The following is a 21222-nucleotide window of genomic DNA, read 5'->3' as shown; positions in this document are numbered from 1 at the left end:
TCTCACTCGACCTCTACTTTACCGTAACATGTTTTGCTTCCATTAATCAACTATCGATATGTGAAGATGATTTTTCTTCAATGCGTTTACGAAGACGGTAGACGTATTCTTTTAAACAAACAGCGAAGATGGTAAACGCCAACACAATGGCGACTTTTAAAGGGGTAATGGACAGCTTTAAGAATACAGCGGCTGTCAAACTAATCACAACTGCTAGGATAATCGGAAGTGCACGTCTTATCATGAAAATCTCTCCTTTGCTTCGAGTGCAGCATTCATACCGGCAAGTCTGCCAGTCACAAGTGCTGACGTGATATTGTATCCGCCTGTATAACCATGAATGTCTAGAATTTCTCCGCAGAAATAAAGACCGGGCATTTTTTTAGACGCCATTTTCTTCGGTTCAATTTCTTTTACAGAAACGCCGCCTCCTGTGACAAACGCTTTGTCCAAGGAAAGAGTGCCATTCGCATGAACGATAAAATGTTTGCAATCATGGGCGAATGCGCGCAGTTTGTCCTTAGCAAGACCAGAAAATGTGTCTTGCGGATCTATGCCGTTCCGTTCTAACAGAAACAATAAATAGCGTTCTTGCATCCAAGACTTTAGGACATTTTTAATGGCTTTTTTTGGTTCATCTTTTAGGTCTTGATGAAGCTTTTGGAACAGATCTTCGTCATTAAGCTTCGGATATAAGTCTATTTGCAGACGAACAGTCGGCTGTTTTTTCAATTCTTTCACAACAAATCCGCTGCATCTAAGAACAGCTGGGCCGGATAAGCCAAAGTGAGTAAAAATCATATCCATGACATGTGTGACGACGGGTTTCCCCTTTTTATTTAAAACACTGACAGCCACACTTCTTAATGAAAGACCTTGTAGCACTTTTTCTTTAATAAAGCGCTCATCTGATGTGACCGGTACTTCTGTTGGGAAGAGCTCTGTAATCGTATGACCAGCAGCTTCTGCCCATGCATAGCCGTCACCAGTAGAACCAGTATGCGGCACACTTTTTCCGCCAACAGCAATGACAACGGCGTTACTTGAAATTTTTTCATCATTATTTGTAACAATTCCAGCTGCTTGTCCGTCTTGATACAGAACTGTTTTAATCTTTTCATTCGTTCGAATGGTGACATTGAGGTTGCGGAGCCTGTCTAAAAGGGCATCCACAACAGATTGTGCTTTGTTTGAGACAGGGAACATACGTCCATGGTCTTCTTCTTTAAGTTCAATGCCGAGGTTTTCAAAAAACGAAATAATATCCTCGTTATTGAACTCAGAAAATGCACTATATAAAAAACGGCCGTTTCCGGGAATATGCTTGATGATTTCTTCTACTGGAAGGCGGTTGGTGACGTTACAGCGTCCACCGCCAGAAATGGCGAGCTTCCTGCCAAGTTTGTTTCCTTTGTCAATTAACAGAACAGTCGCTCCGTGCTCTGCTGATGCAATCGCGGCCATCAGTCCAGAAGGTCCACCGCCAATGACAATGACATCATAATGTTTCATGTTACATTCCTCTTTCTACTTTCAGTCATTCCTCTATTATAACGAAAATTGGGGAAGGCTGAAATATGAATTGATTGGTTTTGTGCCTTCTGTATTGGATTTGTTACCTGTGCGTCGAAATGATGTGGTAAAATAGTTAAGTTGAATATTCATTAGAAAAATGGTGGTTAAGCGCATGTCTAATAAACTGCTTCGTGGTACGTTGGTTTTAACGATAGGGACTTATCTCTCTCGTATTCTTGGTATGATTTACTTAATTCCATTTAGCGCAATGGTTGGAGCTACTGGTGGAGCGCTATTTCAATATGGATACAATCAGTATACGATCTTTTTAAGTATTGCTACGCTTGGTTTTCCAACAGCGGTATCAAAATTTGTTTCTAAATATAATGCAATCGGCGATTATGAGACAACAAGGAAAATGTTCAGGGCGGGTATGTCGGTCATGCTTGTCACCGGGATTATCGCCTTTTCTATTTTATATTTGACCGCACCGATTTTTGCCAAGATTCAGCTTGGCGGATCGAATGAAACAGGCGGTTTGACTGTCGATCAAGTGGTATATGTGATTCGGATGGTCAGTTTAGGTCTTTTGGTTGTACCTATTATGAGTCTTGTGCGGGGGTTCTTCCAAGGACACTCCATGATGGGACCGACAGCTGTTTCCCAAGTGATTGAGCAGCTTGTCAGAATCATCTTCCTATTAACTGCAACGTTTATTATTTTAAAAGTGCTTGACGGCGGGCTTGTCATCGCTGTCGGATATGCCACATTTGCAGCACTTATCGGCGCATTTGGGGGTTTATTCACGCTTTATTTATATTGGCTGAAGCGCAAGGACCGGCTCTTATCCATGCAGCCGAATACAGGTGCTTCCTCTGACTTATCTTATAAACAAATGTTTACAGAGCTGTTTAGCTATGCGGCACCGTATGTGTTTGTTGGACTTGCGATTCCAATTTATTCTTATATTGATACAAACACCATTAACAGAGCTATGATTGCATCAGGACATCAGGATATTAGTACAGCGGTATTGTCTATCGTGACGTTATATTTACCGAAGCTCGTGATGATTCCTGTGTCGCTTGCAACAGCGTTTGGCTTAACCTTAATCCCGACGATTACGGAATCATTTACAGCTCGTAACTACAAGCTTCTCAATAGACAAATTGATCAGACGATGCAGGTCATTTTATTTTTCGTACTGCCTGCTTCATTTGGTATCTCGGCATTGGCTGGACCGGTTTATTGGTTTTTCTATCCGTCTGTTCATCCTGAGATTGGGATGTCTATTTTGTTCTGGTATGCACCTGTTGCGTTATTGTTTTCCTTATTCACCATTAATGCAGCAATTTTGCAGGGAATTAACAAACAAAAATTCGCCATTGTCAGTCTGTTGTTAGGGATCATTATTAAAACGGTTCTGAACATTCCGCTAATCAGCTGGCTGCAAGGAAATGGTTCTGTGCTTGCGACTGCGTTAGGCTATAGCGCGTCCATCTTGTATATGTTTATCATGATTAAGCGCCATGCCGGCTACTCGTTCCGCAGGATTTTCAAACGATTTATTCTCATTGGTATTTTAACGGCGATTATGGCTGTTGTGGCGTATGTGACATGTCAGCTTGTGAGCCAAGTGATTTCGTATGAGGGTGGAATTGTACAAGCGGGTATCGTCATTTTGATTTCAATGATCACTGGCGGCGGTGTGTATCTGTTCTTGTCTTATAAGGTAGGATTACTTGAGCGTGTACTCGGCAGCCGTATGCCGAAATTTTTAAGAAAAAAGAGTTAAGAAGAGGTGGATATTCATGAGGCTTGATAAATTGCTTGCTAGCAGCGGCTTTGGTTCAAGAAAAGATGTGAAGAAGCTGGTCAAGGCACGGGCGGTCACAGTGAATGGAGAAGTGGCGAAGCAGGTGAAAGATCATGTTGATCCCTCGAATGATGAAGTGCTCGTACACGGAGAGCGTGTAGAGTATAAAGAATTCATTTACTTAATGATGAACAAACCGGACGGGGTCATCTCAGCAACTGAAGATCTGCGGGATGAAACGGTCGTCGATTTACTAGAGCCGGAGGATATCGCAAGGGAGCCATTTCCTGTGGGGAGACTGGATAAGGACACAGTCGGTCTCCTCCTCCTCACAAATGATGGACAGCTTGCTCATCAATTACTTTCTCCAAAAAAGCATGTGCCAAAAACATACGAAGTTCATTTGAAATACCCATTAGGAGATCAAGACATCAAGCGTCTTGAAGAGGGCGTTGTCATTTTAGATGATTACCGCACGAAGCCGGCGAAGGTTGAAGTAGATGCGAATGAAAACGAAGATACACGCATCCGTTTAACGATTACTGAAGGAAAGTACCATCAAGTGAAGCTGATGGCGCAAGCAGTGGGAAATGAAGTCATTTTTTTAAAAAGACTCTCGATGGGGGCTGTCTCTTTAGATGAAGATCTAGCGCCTGGGGAGTACCGTGAATTGACGGATGAAGAGTTGGACAGCTTAATCAATCGACCATAAATGTAAATAAAAGAAAAGAACCGGCATATCGCCGGTTCTTTTTGTTATATGGACAGTTCATTATACGCTTAAGATGATATTTTCACTTTTTTTCTCGTTGTTTCCCATTTGCCTCTGCTTGGACTATGAACAAGATCGTTATAGGCAAGCACGTTTAAGTCTCTTTGAATGGTTCTAGGTGTGATCCCGAATTCATCAACCAGCTCTTGTGTCGTCACAAGACCTTTCTCTTGAATGAACATATAAACTGATTTAATTCGAGTCATCATACGGTTTGTTGAAGGTTTCAAAAAACCACTCCCTATCAATAAGATCGGATGGACTTGACTAACCACAACTTACTACACTAAAACTGCGAAATAAGGACATGCAACAATGGTAAATGTTCGTGTTTCTTAATGTTTTATTCTATTATACACGTTATTATGCATCTAGTTCCACCAAAAAGTCAACTTTACGTGTTTTTTAACTTGTCTTCATGAATCGAAACATGGTATATACCATGTTTTGAATTCGGTTACAACCCAATAGGCGTAAGGGGTATGGAGAATACCGTCACATTCAAACATCCAAAAAATAAACACAGAAAATTTACAAAATAAAAAATTCACTCATCTCAAAAAGACACATCCCTTGTTAGAATGTGCCTTTTTTGTTTCTGTTATCCTTCTAAGAAAAAGAGCTGAATGAAAAATAAAATGGCAAAGATGAGAACAAGTACATGTACTTCTCTCCATTTCCCTTTTGCCAGTTTCACAAGGGGATATGAGATAAATCCAAGTGAAATTCCTGTAGAAATACTAGATGTCAGCGGCATGGAAAGGATCACAAGAAAAGCAGGGAATGCTTCGTCTAGCTCGTTCCAGCGAATGCGTGACACTGAGTTCATCATCAAGCACCCGACAATGATGAGAACAGGTGATGTGATGGATGGTAAAGAAGAAATGGCTTGAACGAGCGGGCCGAAAAACAATGCCACAATAAACAGTGCAGCGACCGTTAAAGACGTTAGTCCAGTTCTTCCGCCAGCAGCAACCCCAGATGATGATTCAATATAAGCTGTTGTTGGGCTTGTCCCAAACATAGAACCTATCGTCGTTGCAGCAGAGTCAGCGAGTAGGGCTCTGCGTACCTTTGGCAGCTGGCCTTTTTTCATGAGTCCTGCTTGTTCAGCCACTCCGATCATTGTGCCCGTTGTATCAAAAATCGTCACTAGTAAGAAGGAGAAGACGACAGCATATAAATGATGAGAGAATACATCGCCAAAAGCAGCGAATGGATTTGTAATCAGCATGCCTTCGGGTAGTGCAGGGATGTCCATCAGCATTTTAGGGAAATGAAGCTGGCCTGTTACGAGCGCAATCAGTGTCGTCGCTAACATGCCGATAAACAGAGCGCCATTTATTTGAAGAACCATTAAAATAACAGAGATCATTAAGCCGACAAGCGTTAAAATGACAACAGGCGAGCTTAAGTTGCCAAGCTTCACTAGATTTTCTGGGTCAGCTGCGATAATCCCAGACTGACGGAGGCCGATAAATGCAATGAAAAGCCCGATTCCTGCTGTAATGCCGTACTTTAAATTATCTGGAATGGCTTGAATCAGTTGTTTTCTAAGGGATGTTAACGATAAAATAATAAAGAGTATACCAGCAACAAATACCGCACTGAACGCTGTTTGATAGCTGATGCCGCCGCCACCGACAACTGTAAAGGTGAAATAGACATTCAGCCCCATGCCTGGTGCAATAGCAATCGGATAGTTTGCAAATAGTGCCATCCAGAGCGTACCGACGACAGCAGCGATAATTGTTGCAGTAAAGACTTGGTCAAAAGGAATGCCTGCTTTTGAAAGAATTCCTGGGTTAACGGCAACAATATATACCATGGTAAAGAATGTCGTCATACCAGCAATTAATTCTTTCTTTATGTTGGTTTGGTTTTCTTTTAACTGAAACATAAAATCCTCCATTTACGAACATTATTACAAAACAATTAATATAATATTCGTTTTAAGGGTGGATTGCAACCTTTTTTCAAGGAGGAATGGAAAAATGAATTGGGAAGCTGAAGTGATACGAAAAAAAGACGACTTAATTAAGGACACACAATCTTTTTTGCAAATTGAAAGTGTCCTTGATGAAGAAGGTGGAAAAGAAGGAAAGCCATTTGGTGAAAAAGTCGATCAGGCCCTTCAGTATATGTTGAAAAAAGGGGAAGACGAAGGATTCACAGTCAAGAATGTGGATGGCTATGCAGGTCATATTGAATATGGAGAAGGCGAAGACATTGTAGGTGTGCTATGCCATGTGGACGTTGTGCCTGCTGGTGATGGCTGGACAACCCCGCCATTTTCAGCGGACATAAGAGAAAATAAAATGTTTGCACGAGGAGCCATTGATGATAAAGGTCCAACCATGGCGGCTTTCTACGCGCTAAAGATGATAAAAGATACAGGGATGAAGCTGTCAAAAAAGATTCGAATGATCATTGGAACGGATGAAGAAAGTGATTGGCGCTGTGTGGACCATTATTTCAAGCATGAGGCGATGCCGCAAATTGGATTTGCGCCAGATGCCGATTTTCCGATTATTCATGCTGAAAAAGGGATTATTGATGCCATCGTGTCATTTACATATCAACTTACAGAAAATCATCAGCGCTTTACGCTCAAGCAATTCACATCGGGTATGCGGCTGAATATGGTGCCGGATGAGGCAGCTGCCACTGTGACAGCTGCACAAGATCACGATGCTGAATCATTAAAAACAGCTTTTGAAGCTTATCTTGCTCACAATCATTTATCAGGTGAGGTAAAGAATGCAGCGGACGGACTGCATCTCACATTAAAAGGTGAATCAGTTCATGCCATGGAGCCGGCGCATGGCATCAATGCGGGCATTCATATGGCGAATTTCCTATGTGGACAAGAGTTAGATGAAGACGGGCTTGCTTTTACCTCCCAAATCAACGCTTTATTTGATCAGGATACAAGAGGGAAAAAGCTGGGGATTGCTTGTAAAGATGAGATTAGCGGAGATTTGACTTTAAATGTTGGAACGATCCGCTATACACAAAACGAGGAAGCGAAGCTAGGATTAAATGTCCGCTATCCAGTGACAGCAGACGGCAAGGACGTTAAAAAAGGGATCGAAGGCATCAAAGGGGCCGCCCTTCTGAAATTTGACGACAGCACTCCGCATCACGTCTCAAAAGATCATCCGCTTGTGAAAACATTGCAGCGGGTATATGAGGAACAAACGGGAGATCCAGCTAATCTGATTGCCATTGGTGGAGGAACGTATGCGAGATCTTTAGAAGCGGGCGTTGCCTTTGGTCCTCTATTCCCTGGCAGACCAGATTGCGCACACCAGAAGGATGAATATATCGAAATCGATGATCTACTAAGAGCAACCGCTCTATATGCACAAGCCATGTATGAATTGGCAAAATAGAAAAAGAGAAGAGGGGATTCACAGTGAAAAAAATGTTCTTATGCTCTTCATTCAAAGATAGCCATTCTCTCTTATCTGACTTTGCGGGTGAATCATTAAAAGGAAAACGCGTGACATTTTTTCCAACAGCCAGTGCTGTGGAAGAAGTCACGCACTATGTGGAGGCAGCGAAAGAAGCCTTTCATCAACTAGGTATGCATCTAGAGACCGTTCAGATAGCTGAGCAGTCTACTGAAGAAATCACAAAGATGATGGAACAAAATGATGTGATGTACGTATCAGGAGGCAACACCTTCTATTTGCTGCAGGAATTAAGAAAGCATCGTCTTGATGACGTGCTGAAAGAAGAAATCAATAAAGGCAAGCTGTACATCGGAGAGTCCGCAGGGAGTATCATCATGGCACCAAGCATTGAATATATCTCCGTGATGGATGATCGGCAGAAGGCAGCAGAACTTTCATCATGTCAAGGATTCAATGAGATAAGCTACTATCCGGTACCGCATATGTACAATACCTATTTAGGCGAGGCTGCGCAGCAAATCATGGAACAGTTTGAGCAGACGCTCGATTTATGCCCGCTTACTGATGAGCAGGTTTTACTCATCACAGGGGAGCAGGCTGAGGTGAAGTCCGACAAATCGTCCTAACCTTGAAACGAAGAAAAAGGAACAGGGATTCATGACCCTGTTCCTTTTCTAATCTTGAAAAACATCACTTGATAAGTATCGTTCGCCTGTATCTGCTGTCATACAGATCACGATTTGTTCTGCCGGCAGTTGCTTGGCTGTTTCAATCGCAGCATAGCAGGCTGCACCAGATGATGGACCAACTAAAATTCCTTCAAGCCGGGCAAGCTGACGTGTGATGGTGTACGCATCCTCATCGCTTACTTGCACGATCTCATCATAGACATGCTCGTTTAAAATATGGGGAATAAATCCTGGGCTTGTGCCAACAAGTTTATGTTTGCCAGGTTTCCCGCCAGATAAGACTGGAGATCCCTTCGGCTCTGCCACACGTATGGTCAAATGAGGGAATGCCTTCTTTAATTCCTCTCCGGTGCCTGTAATGGTTCCGCCAGTTCCTGCTGTTGCGACAAAGGCTCCAATTGGCTTTCCAAGTTGTTTTACAGCTTCCATGATTTCAACAGCCGTTGTGCCTCTATGTGCATCTGGGTTCGCCCCATTATCAAATTGCATCGGGATAAAGCTATGAGGAATTTGAGACGCCAGTTCCTCTGCCTTGCGAATACAGCCTGGCATTTTTTCTTCTCCTGGGGTTAAAACGACCTGCGCCCCATAAGCCTTCAAAATATTGATTCTTTCCTTTGTCATCGTATCTGGCATGACAAGGATGGCTTTATAGCCTCTTGCTGCTGCGTTCATGGCTAAACCAATCCCTGTATTCCCACTCGTTGGTTCAATAATGGTCGCTCCTTTTGTAAGCTTTCCTTGCCTTTCAGCCTCGACGATCATATTGTAAGCAGCGCGGTCCTTCACACTGCCGCTAGGATTAAATGATTCCAGCTTTAAATAAACAGCTGCCGCATTGTCTGGCTGAAGCCGCTGTAATTTAACAAGTGGTGTATCGCCAATCAGCTCAGCTATATTTTGTGCAACCTTCATCATGTGACACCCTTTCTTCTCATTCTGCATTTCTTTAGTTATACTATCATCAATGGGGATTCGTAAAGTTTGTTAAAAAAGGACAGGTGATATTGTGGCAGAAAACCGTCATTATTTTATAGGGATTCACATCCCTGAACAACTTGCGCATCAAATCAAAAAAGACATGGATCTAAGGAGTGAACTATCCTTTCAAAAGTGGACAGCACCAGATGATTATCATGTGACCCTGATCTTTTTAGGTGCCATTCCAGATGAGCGTTTAAAAAAGATCATCGAGCTGCTTGATATCCTTTCAAATGAAGCCGCTGCATTTTCACTAGAGCTGAATGAGTTAGGACAGTTTGGCATGAAGGAGCGCCCGAGAGTCTTTTTTGCAAAACCTAATGAAAGTGAACCGCTCATGCAATTAAGAGAAAAGGTGAAAGAAGCCGTATTGTCAGCAGGACATCCTGTTGAAAAGAGACCGTTTCATCCGCATATGACGATTGCGCGAAAATGGAACGCGGATCACTCTTTTGCAGAACAAGCGCCTTTACGCAAAGAGCCATACGTGATAGAGGTTTCTTGTATGACTCTATTTGAAATACGTCCGAAAGAAACCCCGCGTTATCACGCAATCAAACAATTTGCACTACATAAATGATTCTAAAAGTTGGAGTGAGCAGCAGATGGCGCAAATTATCAAAATTCAAGATTATATATCACGATATGAACAAGACCCGCATCACTACATCAATCAATTCATTCGATTGAAAAAGCAAAGGTGGGACGAGTTAAAAAAGGCTTCAAAACAGGAGGAGGCGCAGCATTCATTTGACCAAATCTCTGAACAAGTGCCTGAACAAGAGGAAGAAAAGAGAAAGAAATTCTCCTTAAAAAGAAAGCAAAAAGAAGCCGATATGAAAAAGGAACGGGACCTGAGTCTTTTTAACGAGCCGACAGATATAGAGCAAGGTGTCTTTACAAACGTTCCTACCGATGAAACGAAGCTCATTCATTTTTTTAAGGATCATCTATACGATGTTCAATTAAAATGGGCGAGCTCGACGATTTCCCACATTTCAACCGTCTCCCATCATATTCGGTATGATGAAAAGCTGCGTATGCTTGCTAGGCAGCTTCCGGATTCATATTTTGTGATGTATAAGCCGGTGCTGCTCATTCAAAAAGCAGAGATGGAATTATGTTCAGTACTTATTACGCCGCTGGAAGTGATTTGTTTATCCTTCTTAGAGGCAGAGCCTGACAGCGTATATATCGGAACGAAGGAACGTTTTTGGGAAAAGCGGGCGAATGGGAAAGCTGTTCAGTCCGTTTTGAATCCTTGCGCAAGCCTTCTGCGCTCTGGCACCGTCGTGTCAAAGATCTTACAGCAAAGCGGTGTCGATCTTCCTGTGAAAAAAATCCTGATCAGCAGAACCTCTTATATTGACTTACCGGAAGTTCCATACGGGATGGAGGTTGTCGATAAGAAGAAGGCGGAAGATTGGTTTGAAAAGCAGCGGAAAAATACCGCGCCGACAAAGCATCAGCAATTTAAGGCGACAAAGGCATTGCTTGCTTATGGTGAATCAGACAGCAAAAGAAGGCAGGAATGGCTCGATTAAAGGCATAATGGAAGGTCACGAAAAATGAGACCTGAGTGGAGCTAATATATGAATGAATGGTACTTTATCGTTAATCCAGCAGCAGGACATGGAAAAGGACTTCGTACATGGAGGAGCATAGAGAAAGAATTACAAAAGATGGAGATCTCTTATCGATCGTTTCTCACCCAGCATGAAGGTCATGCAGAAGTATTGGCAAGACAAATTAGCGCCATGCAAGATGACAGGCTGAAGCGCCTGATTGTCATTGGCGGTGACGGCACCATTCATGAAGTCCTGAATGGCTTAAAGGAAATGGATCATGTGCAGTTAAGCTTTGTTCCCGCCGGTCATTGGAATGATGCGGCGAAGGGCCTCGGCATCCATCGTCAAGATGTCCTAAAAGAAGTGAGAAAGCAAAAGAGAATGCTCACCAAAACATTTTCTCTCGGCTCCTTTCAAGATCATGCAGAAAGCCCGCAATCCGTTCTCTTTCTCAATCATATCGGTGCTGGGTTTGATGCGCATGTGCTAAGGAAAACAGTGCATTTCAGAGGAAAAAAGTGGCTGAAACGGCTGGGGCTTGGGTTTATTATCTACCCGCTGTCATTTCTCCATTCTTTATGGTCCTTTAAGCCGTTTGACCTTGCGCTGTTTATTGAAAATGAGAAGAAGGTCTTTCGCCAAGTGTGGTTTGTGATTGTATGCAATCACCCCTATTACGGAGGCGGGCTGGAAGCAGCGCCGGAAGTGAGCGCGAGGCAGCCAGGCTTTCAAACGATCGTTGTCACAGATTTGAATCCATTCAAAGTGCTCTTGTTTTTAAGTGCGATGGTGTTTCGAAAGCATCTTGGAATGAAGGGCGTTACCCTGTATCAGCACGAGGAAGCGTACTTGGAGGCAGATGCAAAAATCTTATTTCATGCAGATGGAGAAGTGATCGGCGCAACACCTGTCTTTGTGAAGGCGAGTGAGCGCTCCTTAAAATTACGTGCTTAAATGGCTTCTCGTGAATGCCCTAGTCAAAAACCATGAAAAAAGCCTTCCTTTTCATAAGGTTCTTGTCCTGATTTTCTAGTTTTGCTTGACGAGTATAAGAAGGTAACGATAAAATCTATAGGACGGCTATTGTTTAGCATCTCATTCTCAATAGCTGTCCTTTTTGTTTTTATGATCATATAAATAAAAAAGAAACAGCCAATTGATCTTCAATCGGCTGAATTTTGTCGACTAAAAAAGCAAGATTTAAAATATTTTAAGAAATGATGGGTTGAAAATTGATATGAACTGGTTGGGACAAATATTAGGTAGCGAATGGCACATCTCTCCTGCTGGAGGCGCTACGGGAGATGCGTACTTCGCAACACACAATGACCAAAAGCTATTTTTAAAACGCAATACGTCACCGTTTCTTGCGGTTTTGTCAGCTGAAGGCATTGTGCCGAAGCTTGTCTGGACAAAACGGATGGAAAATGGGGATGTCATCACTGCGCAGCACTGGCTGAGCGGCAGAGAGCTGAAGCCAAAGGACATGAATGACCGTCCTGTAGCAGAGCAGCTAAGAAAAATTCATACATCTAAAGAATTGCTTGATATGCTGAAAAGATTAGAGAAGCATGCTCTACACCCAGAATCCATTTTGAAGCATTTAAAACAGTCCATATTAAAAGAGCAAATCGATTCACAAGACATTACACGTGCCATCCAGTACTTAGAGAAGCATGTGGAGGCAGTCCAATTTGAGGACAAGGTTGTGTGTCATTGTGACCTCAATCATAATAATTGGCTGCTGACAGATGAAAATCAGCTTTACTTGATCGATTGGGATGGGGCGATGATTGCTGACCCAGCCATTGATCTTGGACCACTTTTATACCATTATGTTGAAGAAGAGAACTGGGAAAGCTGGCTCTCGATGTACGGTGCTCCGCTGACGGACAATTTGCGAAAACGCATGGATTGGTACGTCCTCGCTGAAACCGTATCGTTTGTCGTGTGGCATAAAAGAAAAGGAAATGAAAAAGCGCAGCAAGAAGTGCAAGCGGAGCTGAGCGCACTCTTAAAGCGGTTAAACATCCATTAAGACATAGGAATATTCTCGACCCACTCTGACAAATGCGATTGATGCTCCTCGATATGTGCATTAATTGAACTGACAGAAGTGCCCTTTTGGCTGTAATCATAAATATCTGTTAATAATTGACGAATGTCGGCATCAAGGTCTTCTTTTGCCAGCATTAATTGAATCACACGTCCCACCTGTTCATATTCTGCAACAGTCCCGCAGCAATCCAACTGGTGATCGGTTAAAATATCTTTGATTAATTGAAGCTGATGTTGACGGTTTAATCCCATACGTATGCTCCTTTTCTGCGTGTCATTTATGTGGTTAAACTGTGCATTCAGCGCCCAATTTATACATGCGGCAGACCAGCTCAGAGCGAAGGGCTGGTCTTTTTCATATGTGCATAAAGATGCTGTCTTGCGGGTCTTTATGTTTCATGGTATCTTGATAAAATGTAAAGAAAATAGAGGTGTATCAAATTGAGAATGCGACATAAACCATGGGCGGATGATTACTTAGCTGAAAATGCTCATATTGCCTTAGCTAGCCCCGAGCAATATAAAGGGAAATGGCATGAGCTGTTTGGAAATGATCATCCAATCCATATCGAAGTTGGGACAGGAAAAGGGAGCTTTATCGCTGGAATGGGCAAGCTTCATCCTGATATCAACTATATTGGCATTGAATTATTTAAAAGTGTCATTGTGACAGCAGTAGATAAAATCAAAGAGACAGATGTTGAAAATGTAAAGCTTTTGAACATCAATGCTGAAACGCTGACAGATGTGTTTGCGGAAAATGAAATTGCCCGGGTGTATTTGAATTTCTCTGATCCGTGGCCAAAAGCAAGGCATGAAAAGCGCAGATTAACGTTTAAGGCCTTTTTAGAGCGATATGAACATATTCTCCGTCCAGGTGGTGAATTGCATTTCAAAACAGATAACCGCGGATTATTTGAATATTCCTTAAAGAGTTTTTCTGCATATGGCCTTCTTTTAACGTATGTAAGCTTAGATTTACATAAGGACGGATTAGAAGGAAATGTGATGACTGAATACGAAGAAAAATTCTCGTCTATGGGACAACCCATCTATCGATCAGAAGTAAAATTTCCAGATTAACAAGTGACATCAAGCTGGCTGCAAAGAAAAATTGCAGTCAGCTTTTTTCATGAAAAGATTGATGCATGCGATTTTCAGCTGTATTTGCTACGATAGAAAAAGGAGGGATGACAGCAATGGAGACAATGAAAATAGGTGACATGGAACTGTTCTGGTTAAATGGGGGAGATACACACATGGACGGCGGTGCGATGTTCGGTGTAGTGCCAAAGCCGTTATGGTCAAAAAAATATCCGGTGAACGATCGCAATCAAATTGAACTGCGGTGTGATCCGATCCTCATTCGGTGGAATGGTCTTCATTTATTAGTGGATTCCGGCATCGGATCAGGGAAGCTGACAGATAAACAAAAACGCAATTACGGCGTAACAGAAGAGACGAAATTGGAACAATCGCTAGCGGCACTCGGCCTGCAACCAGCTGATATTGATTACGTTTTAATGACACACCTTCACTTCGATCATGCAAGCGGGCTGACAAAACGTGAGGGAGAAGAGCTCGTGTCTGTTTTTCCGCAGGCAAAAATCATCACATCCAAAATCGAATGGGATGAAATGAGGGCGCCTAACATCCGCTCAAAAAATACATATTGGAAAGAAAACTGGGAGCCTATAGCAGATCAAGTGGTGCCATTTGAAGAAAGCATCGAAGTAACAAAAGGCATTGGGCTGCATCATACAGGCGGTCATAGCAATGGCCATAGCATCTTAACGCTCACAAGTCAGGGCGAAACAGCGATTCATTTGGCTGATATCATGCCAACACACGCTCATAAAAATCCATTATGGGTCTTGGCTTATGATGATTACCCAATGACTTCGATTCCAGCTAAGCAAAAATGGCAGGCATTTGCAGAAGAAAAAAATGCGTGGTACTTGTTTTATCATGATGCGATTTACCGCGCTGTAAAGTGGGATAAAGACGGGCAAATCACACATGAAGTTAAAAGAGAAACAGGAAGATAAAAGATCATCTGCATGTTTTTTCGCCTTTCACACAAAATAACGACAAAATGAACTTGTGAAAGGAAGAGTGCAGGTGAACCAATTTTATCGTGTACATGGTGATGTCATTGAAACACCATTAAGAGGGATGGAAGTCATGTCCGTCCCTTATTTAAACAAAGGGGTTGCATTTACTAAGGAAGAGCGGGAAGAGCTTGGTTTAAAGGGATTTCTACCGCCTAAGGTTTTAACATTAGAGGATCAGGCAAAGCGTGCATATGAGCAGTTCAAGGCACAGCCGGATGAACTGGGGAAAAATGTGTATTTAACATCACTTCATGACAGAAACGAAGTGCTTTTTTACAAATTACTAAATGAGCACTTGGCGGAGATGCTGCCGATTGTCTACACGCCGACTGTTGGAACAGCCATTCAGCGTTATAGCCACGAGTATCGAAAGCCAAGGGGGCTTTATTTATCGATTGATGATTTGGAAGGCATGGAAGAGATTTTTGCCTCTTACGGTGTTGATGAATCAATTGACTTAATCGTTGCGACAGATGCAGAAGGCATTTTAGGTATTGGAGACTGGGGTGTTGGCGGTATTGCCATTTCAGTCGGGAAACTTGCTGTTTATACAGCCGCAGCAGGCATTGATCCTAGCCGCGTGCTGGCCGTTGTGCTTGATGCCGGGACGAACCAGGAAAGTCTCTTGAATGATCCGCTTTATGTTGGAAATCAGCATTCTCGCGTTCGAGGAGAACGTTATGATCGGTTCATTGATCAATATGTAGAGCTTGCCCGCGCAACCTTTCCAAATGCACTCCTTCACTGGGAAGACTTTGGGACAAAAAATGCCCGAGCCATATTGGAAAAATATAAGGAACGTATTTGTACATTTAATGATGACATTCAAGGTACTGGAGCTGTTTCACTTGCTGCGGTTCTGGCATGTGCAAAAGCTTCGAAGGTTCCGCTGAAAGATCACCGAATCGTCATTTTCGGAGCGGGTACGGCAGGGATTGGCATAGCGGAGCAGATCCGTGATGCTCTCGTAAGAGAAGGTGTCAAAGAAGAGGAATCATATGATCATTTCTGGTGTATTGATAAAACAGGATTGCTTACAGATGATTCGCCTGACATTCATCCATTTCAAAAGCCATATGCAAGACGTTCTGACGAAGTAAAGGATTATGCCCGTAACGGTCCTAAGCATTCCATTGATTTATTAGAGGTCGTCAAACAGGCGAAACCAACCATCTTAATTGGCACCTCGACGGTAGGAGGAGCATTTACAGAGGAAATTGTGAAAGAAATGGCGTCACACGTGGAGCGCCCAGCCATTTTACCGATGTCGAACCCAACACCCCTTTCAGAAGCAAAGCCTGAAGATCTCATCGAGTGGACAGAAGGACGCGCCCTTGTGACAACGGGAAGCCCATTTGATCCTGTCGAATATGGCGGCGTGACATATGAAATTGGTCAGGCGAATAATGCCCTTGTGTTCCCAGGGCTTGGTCTTGGAACGATTGTGTCTAAAGCCCGCCTTATAACAGACAGCATGTTTGTTGCGAGTGCTGAAGCGATTGCCAGCATGGTCAATGCCGGAAAGCCGGGTGCAGCGATGCTGCCAAGTGTGGATCAGCTTCGAACTGTTTCAGCGACAGTGGCTGTCCGTGTGGCGCAAGCAGCGATCGATGAAGGTATTGCAGAGGAAACGCCTGAGGATCTCATTCAGGCTGTACAGGACGCCATGTGGCATCCTGTGTACAAAAAAATCAAAGCCATATAAAAAAGAAGCTTCGCAAGGACACGCCTTTGCGAAGCTTTCTTTATCAAGCCACAGAATCAATGACATCAACGATCATGCCTGTTTTGGCATCAATCATGACTTCGTACTGTTCAAGCTCGCCAAAGGCTGAGCGAGTAATGCCAGATTTGTACACATCAATCGTTTCACCATTTACGGTATACGGTTCTGGTACAGTATAAATCCAAGAGCCATCAATCGGGCCGCGCTGTTTAAAAGCAGATTTCACAATTTTTAATGCTTTTTCAGACGAGATATACGTAGGGAAAAATACTTTCTTTGCAACAATTGCAGCGGCTACGCCAATACTCGCACCAATCAGAACATGTTTTAACTTCAACGTGCTGCACCTCCGTATTGCTGTTTTTTCCATTATACAAAACTTGTCCATTGATGTTAAGGAATCCGAATACTTGAAAGCATATTCAAAATTTCTGGAGAGATACTTGGAAAACCGAAAGAATTCTTATAGTATAAAGTGAGTGTTATTTTTATAGGAATATATATGGTCATTACATAGAAACGAGGTAAACCGTAGAATGAATGAAGAAACATTGTCGCTTTTCCGAAATTTAACAGAATTACAGGGAACTCCAGGTAATGAGCACCATGTGCGTGCTTTTATGAAAAAGGAACTTGAGAAATATTCTGACGAACTCATTCAGGATCGTCTTGGCGGTGTGTTTGGGGTACGCAAGGGACCAGAGAACGCACCTAAAATCATGGTGGCTGGTCATATGGATGAAGTGGGATTCATGGTTTCATCCATTACGAAGAACGGGATGATACGCTTCCAAACACTCGGCGGCTGGTGGAGTCAAGTCATGCTGGCACAGCGTGTCGACGTTCATACCGTTCACGGACCAATTCCTGGTGTCGTCTCTAGTACACCGCCTCATCTTCTAACACCAGAACAAAAAAGCAAACCTGTGAAACCATCAGACATGCTCATTGATATTGGGGCAGACAGTGAAGAAGAGGCAAAAGAACTTGGCATTCGCCCAGGACAGCAAATCGTGCCTGCAACAGTCTTTACCCCTATGGCGAATCCTAAAAAGATTTTAGCGAAGGCTTGGGATAACCGCTATGGCTGTGGACTTGCGATTGAATTATTAAAAGAAATAAAAGACGAACCTCTTTCATGTCATCTGTATTCAGGTGCAACGGTTCAAGAAGAAGTAGGGCTTAGAGGGGCAGAAGTAGCTGCGAATATGATTCAGCCAGATCTGTTCTTTGCTTTAGATGCAAGCCCTGCAAACGATGTGACAGGTGACAAAACCCAATTCGGCCAGCTTGGTAAAGGAGCACTTCTGCGTATTTTTGATCGAACCATGATTACGCATCGCGGGATGAGAGACTTTGTGCTCGATACTGCTGAGTCAAACAGCATTCCATACCAATACTTCGTATCACCGGGTGGTACGGACGCTGGACGTGTGCATATTTCCAACCAAGGTGTGCCTTCTGCTGTCATTGGGGTGTGCGCTCGCTACATTCATACAAGTCATTCAGTATTGCATGTGGATGATTACGCAGCGGCAAAAGAATTAATTGTCCGCCTGGTGAAAAACTGTGATCAAAGTACAGTGGATTCTATTTATCAACAGGTGTAAATGTAATAGAAAAGGCTGCCTCTTTCATGAGAGCAGCCTTTAGTGTGTATATGTAGACAAAACCTCGCATTCATTGCCAGGTCTGCAAAGGTTTCGAAAAGAGGAAAAAAGGTTGCAGTTTCACCTTTTTTATTGCTGTTCAAACACGTAAGATAACGCCTTGATCGCTTGGTTCACGGTTTCTACAGTGATATTCGCTTTGTTTGATAGTTCCTTTAACGGATGGTGCAGTTCTTTTGGGCGGATCAAAATGAGAGGTTTTCCTTTTGTGATGGCAGCAGATGCATCCATTGCCGTGTTCCACTGTTTATATTTCTCACCAAAGCGGGCAATGACGACGTCTGCCTTGTTTAATAAGATCTCAGTACGGAAATTGTTCAAATCAGAAGCCGCATCATCTTTGAAAATGGCATTCGGCTGCTCACCTAAAATGTCCTCACCAATGTGATCTGAGCGGTCATGATTCTCCATTGGACCAACAAACGTCACCGGCAGTTTCAACGATTGGCTTTTCTCCTTGATTTCATCACGCCACTGGCTATGAATTTCTCCTGCTAAATAGACGGTTAATTGCATAACGATCTCCTCCTTTTGTACAAACTTAGTAAAGGTTTGCCCTGTTTCTTTTCATGTTACACAAGAAGTGCTTGATAAAGCAAAAAAAATATGATTATGATATTCATGGTAGAGACTATTTTTCATCGTAAGAATACTACATATAATGGGAAGGACAGGCTCTTCGTCTTTCCTATGAGAAAGCAGGAAGACGACGTTGATGACTTATTTGAAAAGAAAAGGGATCTCCCTTTCGCCAAAAGTGTATTTCATTGATGCACTCTCTTATATGGCTTTAGGTCTATTTGCTACCTTAGTGGTAGGGCTGATTTTAAAAACAGCAGGCGGTCTGTTATCACTTCCGCTCATCATCAAAATGGGAACACTTGCGATGGGGCTCATGGGACCAGCAATCGGTGTAGCCGTTGCGTATCGCTTACATGCATCTCCTTTGATCATTTTTGCAAGTGTTGTCTCAGGTGCTGCAGGAGCAGAGCTTGGTGGACCTGCTGGAAGCTTTGTCGCAGCATTAATTGGTGTGGAACTCGGCAAGCTGGTCAGTGGTGAGACAAGAATTGATATTATTTTAACGCCGCTTGTCACCATTATTACTGGCTTTTTCACCGCCGCTTTGATCGGTCCTGGGATTGAAGCCATGATGACAGGGCTTGGCAGACTCATCATGTGGGGGACTGACCAAAGTCCGCTGATCATGGGCATGCTAGTAGCGACCATTGTTGGACTTGCCCTCAGCTCACCGATTTCAAGTGCGGCGCTTGCGCTCATGCTTGACTTAAGCGGAACAGCGGCTGGTGCTGCAACGATTGGCTGCTGCGCTCAAATGGTCGGCTTTGCCGCTGCAGGCTTTAGAGAAAATCGTTTTGGCGGTCTTGCTGCTGTCGGCATTGGCACGTCAAAATTGCAGCTGCCGAACATTGTGAAAAATCCCCTTATCCTTATTCCGCCGACGATTGCGGGCCTCATTCTCGCGCCAATTGGTATTATTGGCTTTGGGATGGTCAATAATGCGGCAGGGGCAGGTATGGGAACGAGCGGCCTCGTTGGACAGCTCATGACACTGACCGTTATGGGATTTCATCCATCCGTTTTTCTGGCGATCGCTCTTTTGCATATCGTTGGCCCGGCAGTGATTAGTTTGGTAGTATCAGAATGGATGAGAAAGAAAGGCTATATACAATTCGGAGATTTAACCATACAAACTGGAGGAATGAAACATGAAAAAAATTGAATCAAACGAAGAATTACAAAAAGTGATTCAAGAAGACTTAACAGTATTGCTATTTTCAGCTGACTGGTGCCCGGACTGCACCTTTATCGAACCATTCTTGCCAGAGCTTGAAGCAAACTACCCAGAATTTGAGTACTTCTATGTGGATAGAGATCAGTTCATTGACACTTGCGCAGAGTGGGAAATTTACGGCATTCCAAGCTTTTTAGTTTTTAAAAATGGACAAGAAATTAACCGCTTTGTCAGCAAAGATCGTAAGACGAAGGAAGAGATTGAAGCATTTTTAACAGATTCTCTTTCTAAATAATGAAAGGAGGGTCTAAATCATGGCAAAAATGACATCAAGACAGCTTGCGAACGAACTCAAAAGCCGTCTGACAAATGACAGCTGGTCACATCAGTTTGACCGAGAAAAGGATACGCTTCGTATTGAAGATAAACAAACAAGTAAAGGTATTACACTAGAGCTCCCGCCAATCATTGCAAAGTGGGAAGTAAAGCCTGATGAAACATTAGATGAGATCGTTTACTATGTGAAAGAGGCGCTAAGTGCCATGAAAGGCGAAGCGCAGCACATCTCAGGAAAAGAAAAGCAGATCTATCCTGTCATTCGTTCCACTTCCTTTCCTGAGGCATCAAGTGATGGCATTCCCCTAGTTTTTGATGAGCATACAGCTGAAACGAGAATCTTCTACGCACTTGACCTTGGAAGCACCTACAGATTAATTGATGAGAAAATGCTTCAAAAGGAAAACTGGACAAAAGAGCGAATTAGGGAAACTGCAAGCTTCAATGTCCGCTCACTTGAAACTGTGGTGAAAATGGATGAAGTTGCAGGCAATCGGTTTTATTTCTTCCGTGCGAATGACGGATATGATGCCAGCAGACTTTTAAATGAATCGATTTTACAAGAATACGCGCAAAAAATAGAAGGACATATGGCCATTTCTGTTCCCCATCAAGATGTATTCATCATTGCAGATGTTCGCAATGAATCAGGCTATGATATTTTAGGACAGATGTCGATGAGCTTCTTCGCCAGCGGCACGGTTCCGATTACCGCATTGTCATTTTTATATGATGAGGGCAAGCTTGAACCGATCTTTATTCTTGCTAAAAGCAGACCAAAACAGCAGTAGAAGGGAATTTT

Annotated in this window: 23 protein-coding genes; 15 read left to right on the top strand and 8 right to left on the bottom strand. The window is 43.0% G+C overall.

Annotated elements, in window-relative coordinates:
- Positions 1-46: 46 nt before the first annotated feature.
- Both C6Y07_RS07075 and C6Y07_RS07070 read right to left on the bottom strand, forming a co-directional pair.
- A complete protein-coding gene (locus tag C6Y07_RS07075; protein WP_050943538.1) occupies positions 47-244 on the bottom strand; it encodes a hypothetical protein in 198 nt (65 codons plus the stop codon).
- Positions 241-1512 carry a BaiN/RdsA family NAD(P)/FAD-dependent oxidoreductase gene (locus C6Y07_RS07070; RefSeq protein WP_060597039.1) on the bottom strand — a complete coding sequence of 424 codons (1272 nt, stop codon included), beginning with the start codon at positions 1510-1512 and terminating at the stop codon, positions 241-243. The genes C6Y07_RS07075 and C6Y07_RS07070 overlap by 4 nt, the downstream gene beginning before the upstream one ends.
- 175 nt (positions 1513-1687) lie before the next feature.
- Here C6Y07_RS07070 and C6Y07_RS07065 point away from each other — a divergent pair, with 175 nt between their 5' ends.
- Positions 1688-3310 (top strand): putative polysaccharide biosynthesis protein, encoded by a 1623-nt coding sequence (locus tag C6Y07_RS07065; RefSeq protein ID WP_034665449.1) that lies wholly within the window; start codon positions 1688-1690, stop codon positions 3308-3310.
- A 16-nt stretch (positions 3311-3326) separates the two neighbouring features.
- A complete protein-coding gene (locus tag C6Y07_RS07060; RefSeq protein WP_034665452.1) occupies positions 3327-4043 on the top strand; it encodes a pseudouridine synthase in 717 nt (238 codons plus the stop codon).
- A gap of 68 nt (positions 4044-4111) precedes the next feature.
- On the opposite strand, the gene C6Y07_RS07055 is transcribed toward C6Y07_RS07060, so the two are convergent.
- Positions 4112-4333, bottom strand: a complete 222-nt coding sequence (locus C6Y07_RS07055) for a DeoR family transcriptional regulator (protein ID WP_008356419.1) — start codon at positions 4331-4333, stop codon at positions 4112-4114.
- Positions 4334-4704: 371 nt separating this feature from the next.
- Positions 4705-6003, bottom strand: a complete 1299-nt coding sequence (locus C6Y07_RS07050; protein ID WP_060597038.1) for an NCS2 family permease — start codon at positions 6001-6003, stop codon at positions 4705-4707.
- Positions 6004-6097: 94 nt separating this feature from the next.
- Between C6Y07_RS07050 and pepV the strand changes: the two genes are divergently transcribed.
- Together pepV and C6Y07_RS07040 are read left to right on the top strand one after the other, a co-directional pair.
- The gene (gene pepV, locus C6Y07_RS07045; protein WP_106156464.1) at positions 6098-7498 is read left to right on the top strand and encodes a dipeptidase PepV; all 1401 of its coding nucleotides are present in this window, start codon (positions 6098-6100) and stop codon (positions 7496-7498) included.
- Between the two features lie 23 nt (positions 7499-7521).
- Entirely contained in the window at positions 7522-8148 is a 627-nt protein-coding gene (locus C6Y07_RS07040; RefSeq protein WP_106156462.1) for a Type 1 glutamine amidotransferase-like domain-containing protein, read from the top strand.
- Positions 8149-8196: 48 nt separating this feature from the next.
- On the opposite strand, the gene cysK is transcribed toward C6Y07_RS07040, so the two are convergent.
- The gene (gene cysK, locus C6Y07_RS07035; protein WP_060597035.1) at positions 8197-9126 is read right to left on the bottom strand and encodes a cysteine synthase A; all 930 of its coding nucleotides are present in this window, start codon (positions 9124-9126) and stop codon (positions 8197-8199) included.
- 94 nt (positions 9127-9220) lie between these two features.
- Here cysK and thpR point away from each other — a divergent pair, with 94 nt between their 5' ends.
- The 4 genes from thpR (at position 9221) to C6Y07_RS07015 (ending at position 12798) form a co-directional block, all read left to right on the top strand.
- Positions 9221-9772 carry an RNA 2',3'-cyclic phosphodiesterase gene (gene thpR, locus C6Y07_RS07030; protein WP_060597034.1) on the top strand — a complete coding sequence of 184 codons (552 nt, stop codon included), beginning with the start codon at positions 9221-9223 and terminating at the stop codon, positions 9770-9772.
- A gap of 25 nt (positions 9773-9797) precedes the next feature.
- Positions 9798-10736 carry a hypothetical protein gene (locus C6Y07_RS07025; protein WP_106156460.1) on the top strand — a complete coding sequence of 313 codons (939 nt, stop codon included), beginning with the start codon at positions 9798-9800 and terminating at the stop codon, positions 10734-10736.
- 48 nt (positions 10737-10784) lie between these two features.
- Entirely contained in the window at positions 10785-11714 is a 930-nt protein-coding gene (locus C6Y07_RS07020; RefSeq protein WP_106156458.1) for a YegS/Rv2252/BmrU family lipid kinase, read from the top strand.
- A gap of 283 nt (positions 11715-11997) precedes the next feature.
- Positions 11998-12798, top strand: coding sequence for a phosphotransferase family protein (locus C6Y07_RS07015; RefSeq protein ID WP_170938436.1), 801 nt, complete (start codon positions 11998-12000; stop codon positions 12796-12798).
- On the opposite strand, the gene C6Y07_RS07010 is transcribed toward C6Y07_RS07015, so the two are convergent.
- Positions 12795-13070, bottom strand: coding sequence for a YtzH-like family protein (locus C6Y07_RS07010; RefSeq protein ID WP_060597030.1), 276 nt, complete (start codon positions 13068-13070; stop codon positions 12795-12797). The genes C6Y07_RS07015 and C6Y07_RS07010 overlap by 4 nt on opposite strands.
- 189 nt (positions 13071-13259) lie before the next feature.
- Between C6Y07_RS07010 and trmB the strand changes: the two genes are divergently transcribed.
- The 3 genes from trmB to C6Y07_RS06995 all read left to right on the top strand — a co-directional run bounded on the left by trmB (position 13260) and on the right by C6Y07_RS06995 (position 16637).
- Complete coding sequence (gene trmB / locus C6Y07_RS07005) at positions 13260-13901, top strand: tRNA (guanosine(46)-N7)-methyltransferase TrmB (protein WP_106071938.1); 642 nt, start codon at positions 13260-13262, stop codon at positions 13899-13901.
- Positions 13902-14017: 116 nt separating this feature from the next.
- Entirely contained in the window at positions 14018-14866 is an 849-nt protein-coding gene (locus C6Y07_RS07000) for a YtnP family quorum-quenching lactonase (protein ID WP_106031163.1), read from the top strand.
- Positions 14867-14939: 73 nt separating this feature from the next.
- Positions 14940-16637 carry an NAD-dependent malic enzyme gene (locus C6Y07_RS06995; protein ID WP_106156456.1) on the top strand — a complete coding sequence of 566 codons (1698 nt, stop codon included), beginning with the start codon at positions 14940-14942 and terminating at the stop codon, positions 16635-16637.
- Positions 16638-16680: 43 nt separating this feature from the next.
- Here C6Y07_RS06995 and C6Y07_RS06990 read toward each other — a convergent pair whose 3' ends face one another.
- Positions 16681-16995: a PepSY domain-containing protein gene (locus C6Y07_RS06990; protein WP_003217759.1), complete on the bottom strand. Its 315-nt coding sequence runs from the start codon at positions 16993-16995 to the stop codon at positions 16681-16683.
- Positions 16996-17194: 199 nt separating this feature from the next.
- Here C6Y07_RS06990 and C6Y07_RS06985 point away from each other — a divergent pair, with 199 nt between their 5' ends.
- Positions 17195-18268, top strand: coding sequence for a M42 family metallopeptidase (locus tag C6Y07_RS06985; RefSeq protein ID WP_060597028.1), 1074 nt, complete (start codon positions 17195-17197; stop codon positions 18266-18268).
- Positions 18269-18397: 129 nt separating this feature from the next.
- On the opposite strand, the gene C6Y07_RS06980 is transcribed toward C6Y07_RS06985, so the two are convergent.
- Positions 18398-18844, bottom strand: coding sequence for a YtoQ family protein (locus C6Y07_RS06980; RefSeq protein WP_060597027.1), 447 nt, complete (start codon positions 18842-18844; stop codon positions 18398-18400).
- Positions 18845-19043: 199 nt separating this feature from the next.
- On the opposite strand from C6Y07_RS06980, the gene C6Y07_RS06975 reads away from it, so the two are divergent.
- The 3 genes from C6Y07_RS06975 to C6Y07_RS06965 are packed head-to-tail and all read left to right on the top strand — an operon-like array spanning position 19044 to position 21211.
- Positions 19044-20072, top strand: a complete 1029-nt coding sequence (locus C6Y07_RS06975; protein ID WP_060597026.1) for a PTS sugar transporter subunit IIC — start codon at positions 19044-19046, stop codon at positions 20070-20072.
- On the top strand, positions 20059-20379 hold the full coding sequence (locus tag C6Y07_RS06970; protein ID WP_003217665.1) for a thioredoxin family protein: 321 nt from the start codon (positions 20059-20061) through the stop codon (positions 20377-20379). Before C6Y07_RS06975 ends, C6Y07_RS06970 begins: the two co-directional genes overlap by 14 nt.
- Positions 20380-20398: 19 nt before the next feature.
- Positions 20399-21211, top strand: a complete 813-nt coding sequence (locus C6Y07_RS06965) for a DUF1444 domain-containing protein (protein ID WP_106072597.1) — start codon at positions 20399-20401, stop codon at positions 21209-21211.
- The last annotated feature ends 11 nt before the right edge of the window (positions 21212-21222 follow it).

The sequence above is a fragment of the Bacillus sp. LNXM12-1 genome (genome assembly GCF_003004375.1).
Taxonomy (GTDB): domain Bacteria; phylum Bacillota; class Bacilli; order Bacillales; family Bacillaceae; genus Bacillus.
The sequence above is the reverse complement of the archived record's forward strand: the minus strand, read 5'-3'. Positions and strand labels throughout refer to the sequence as shown.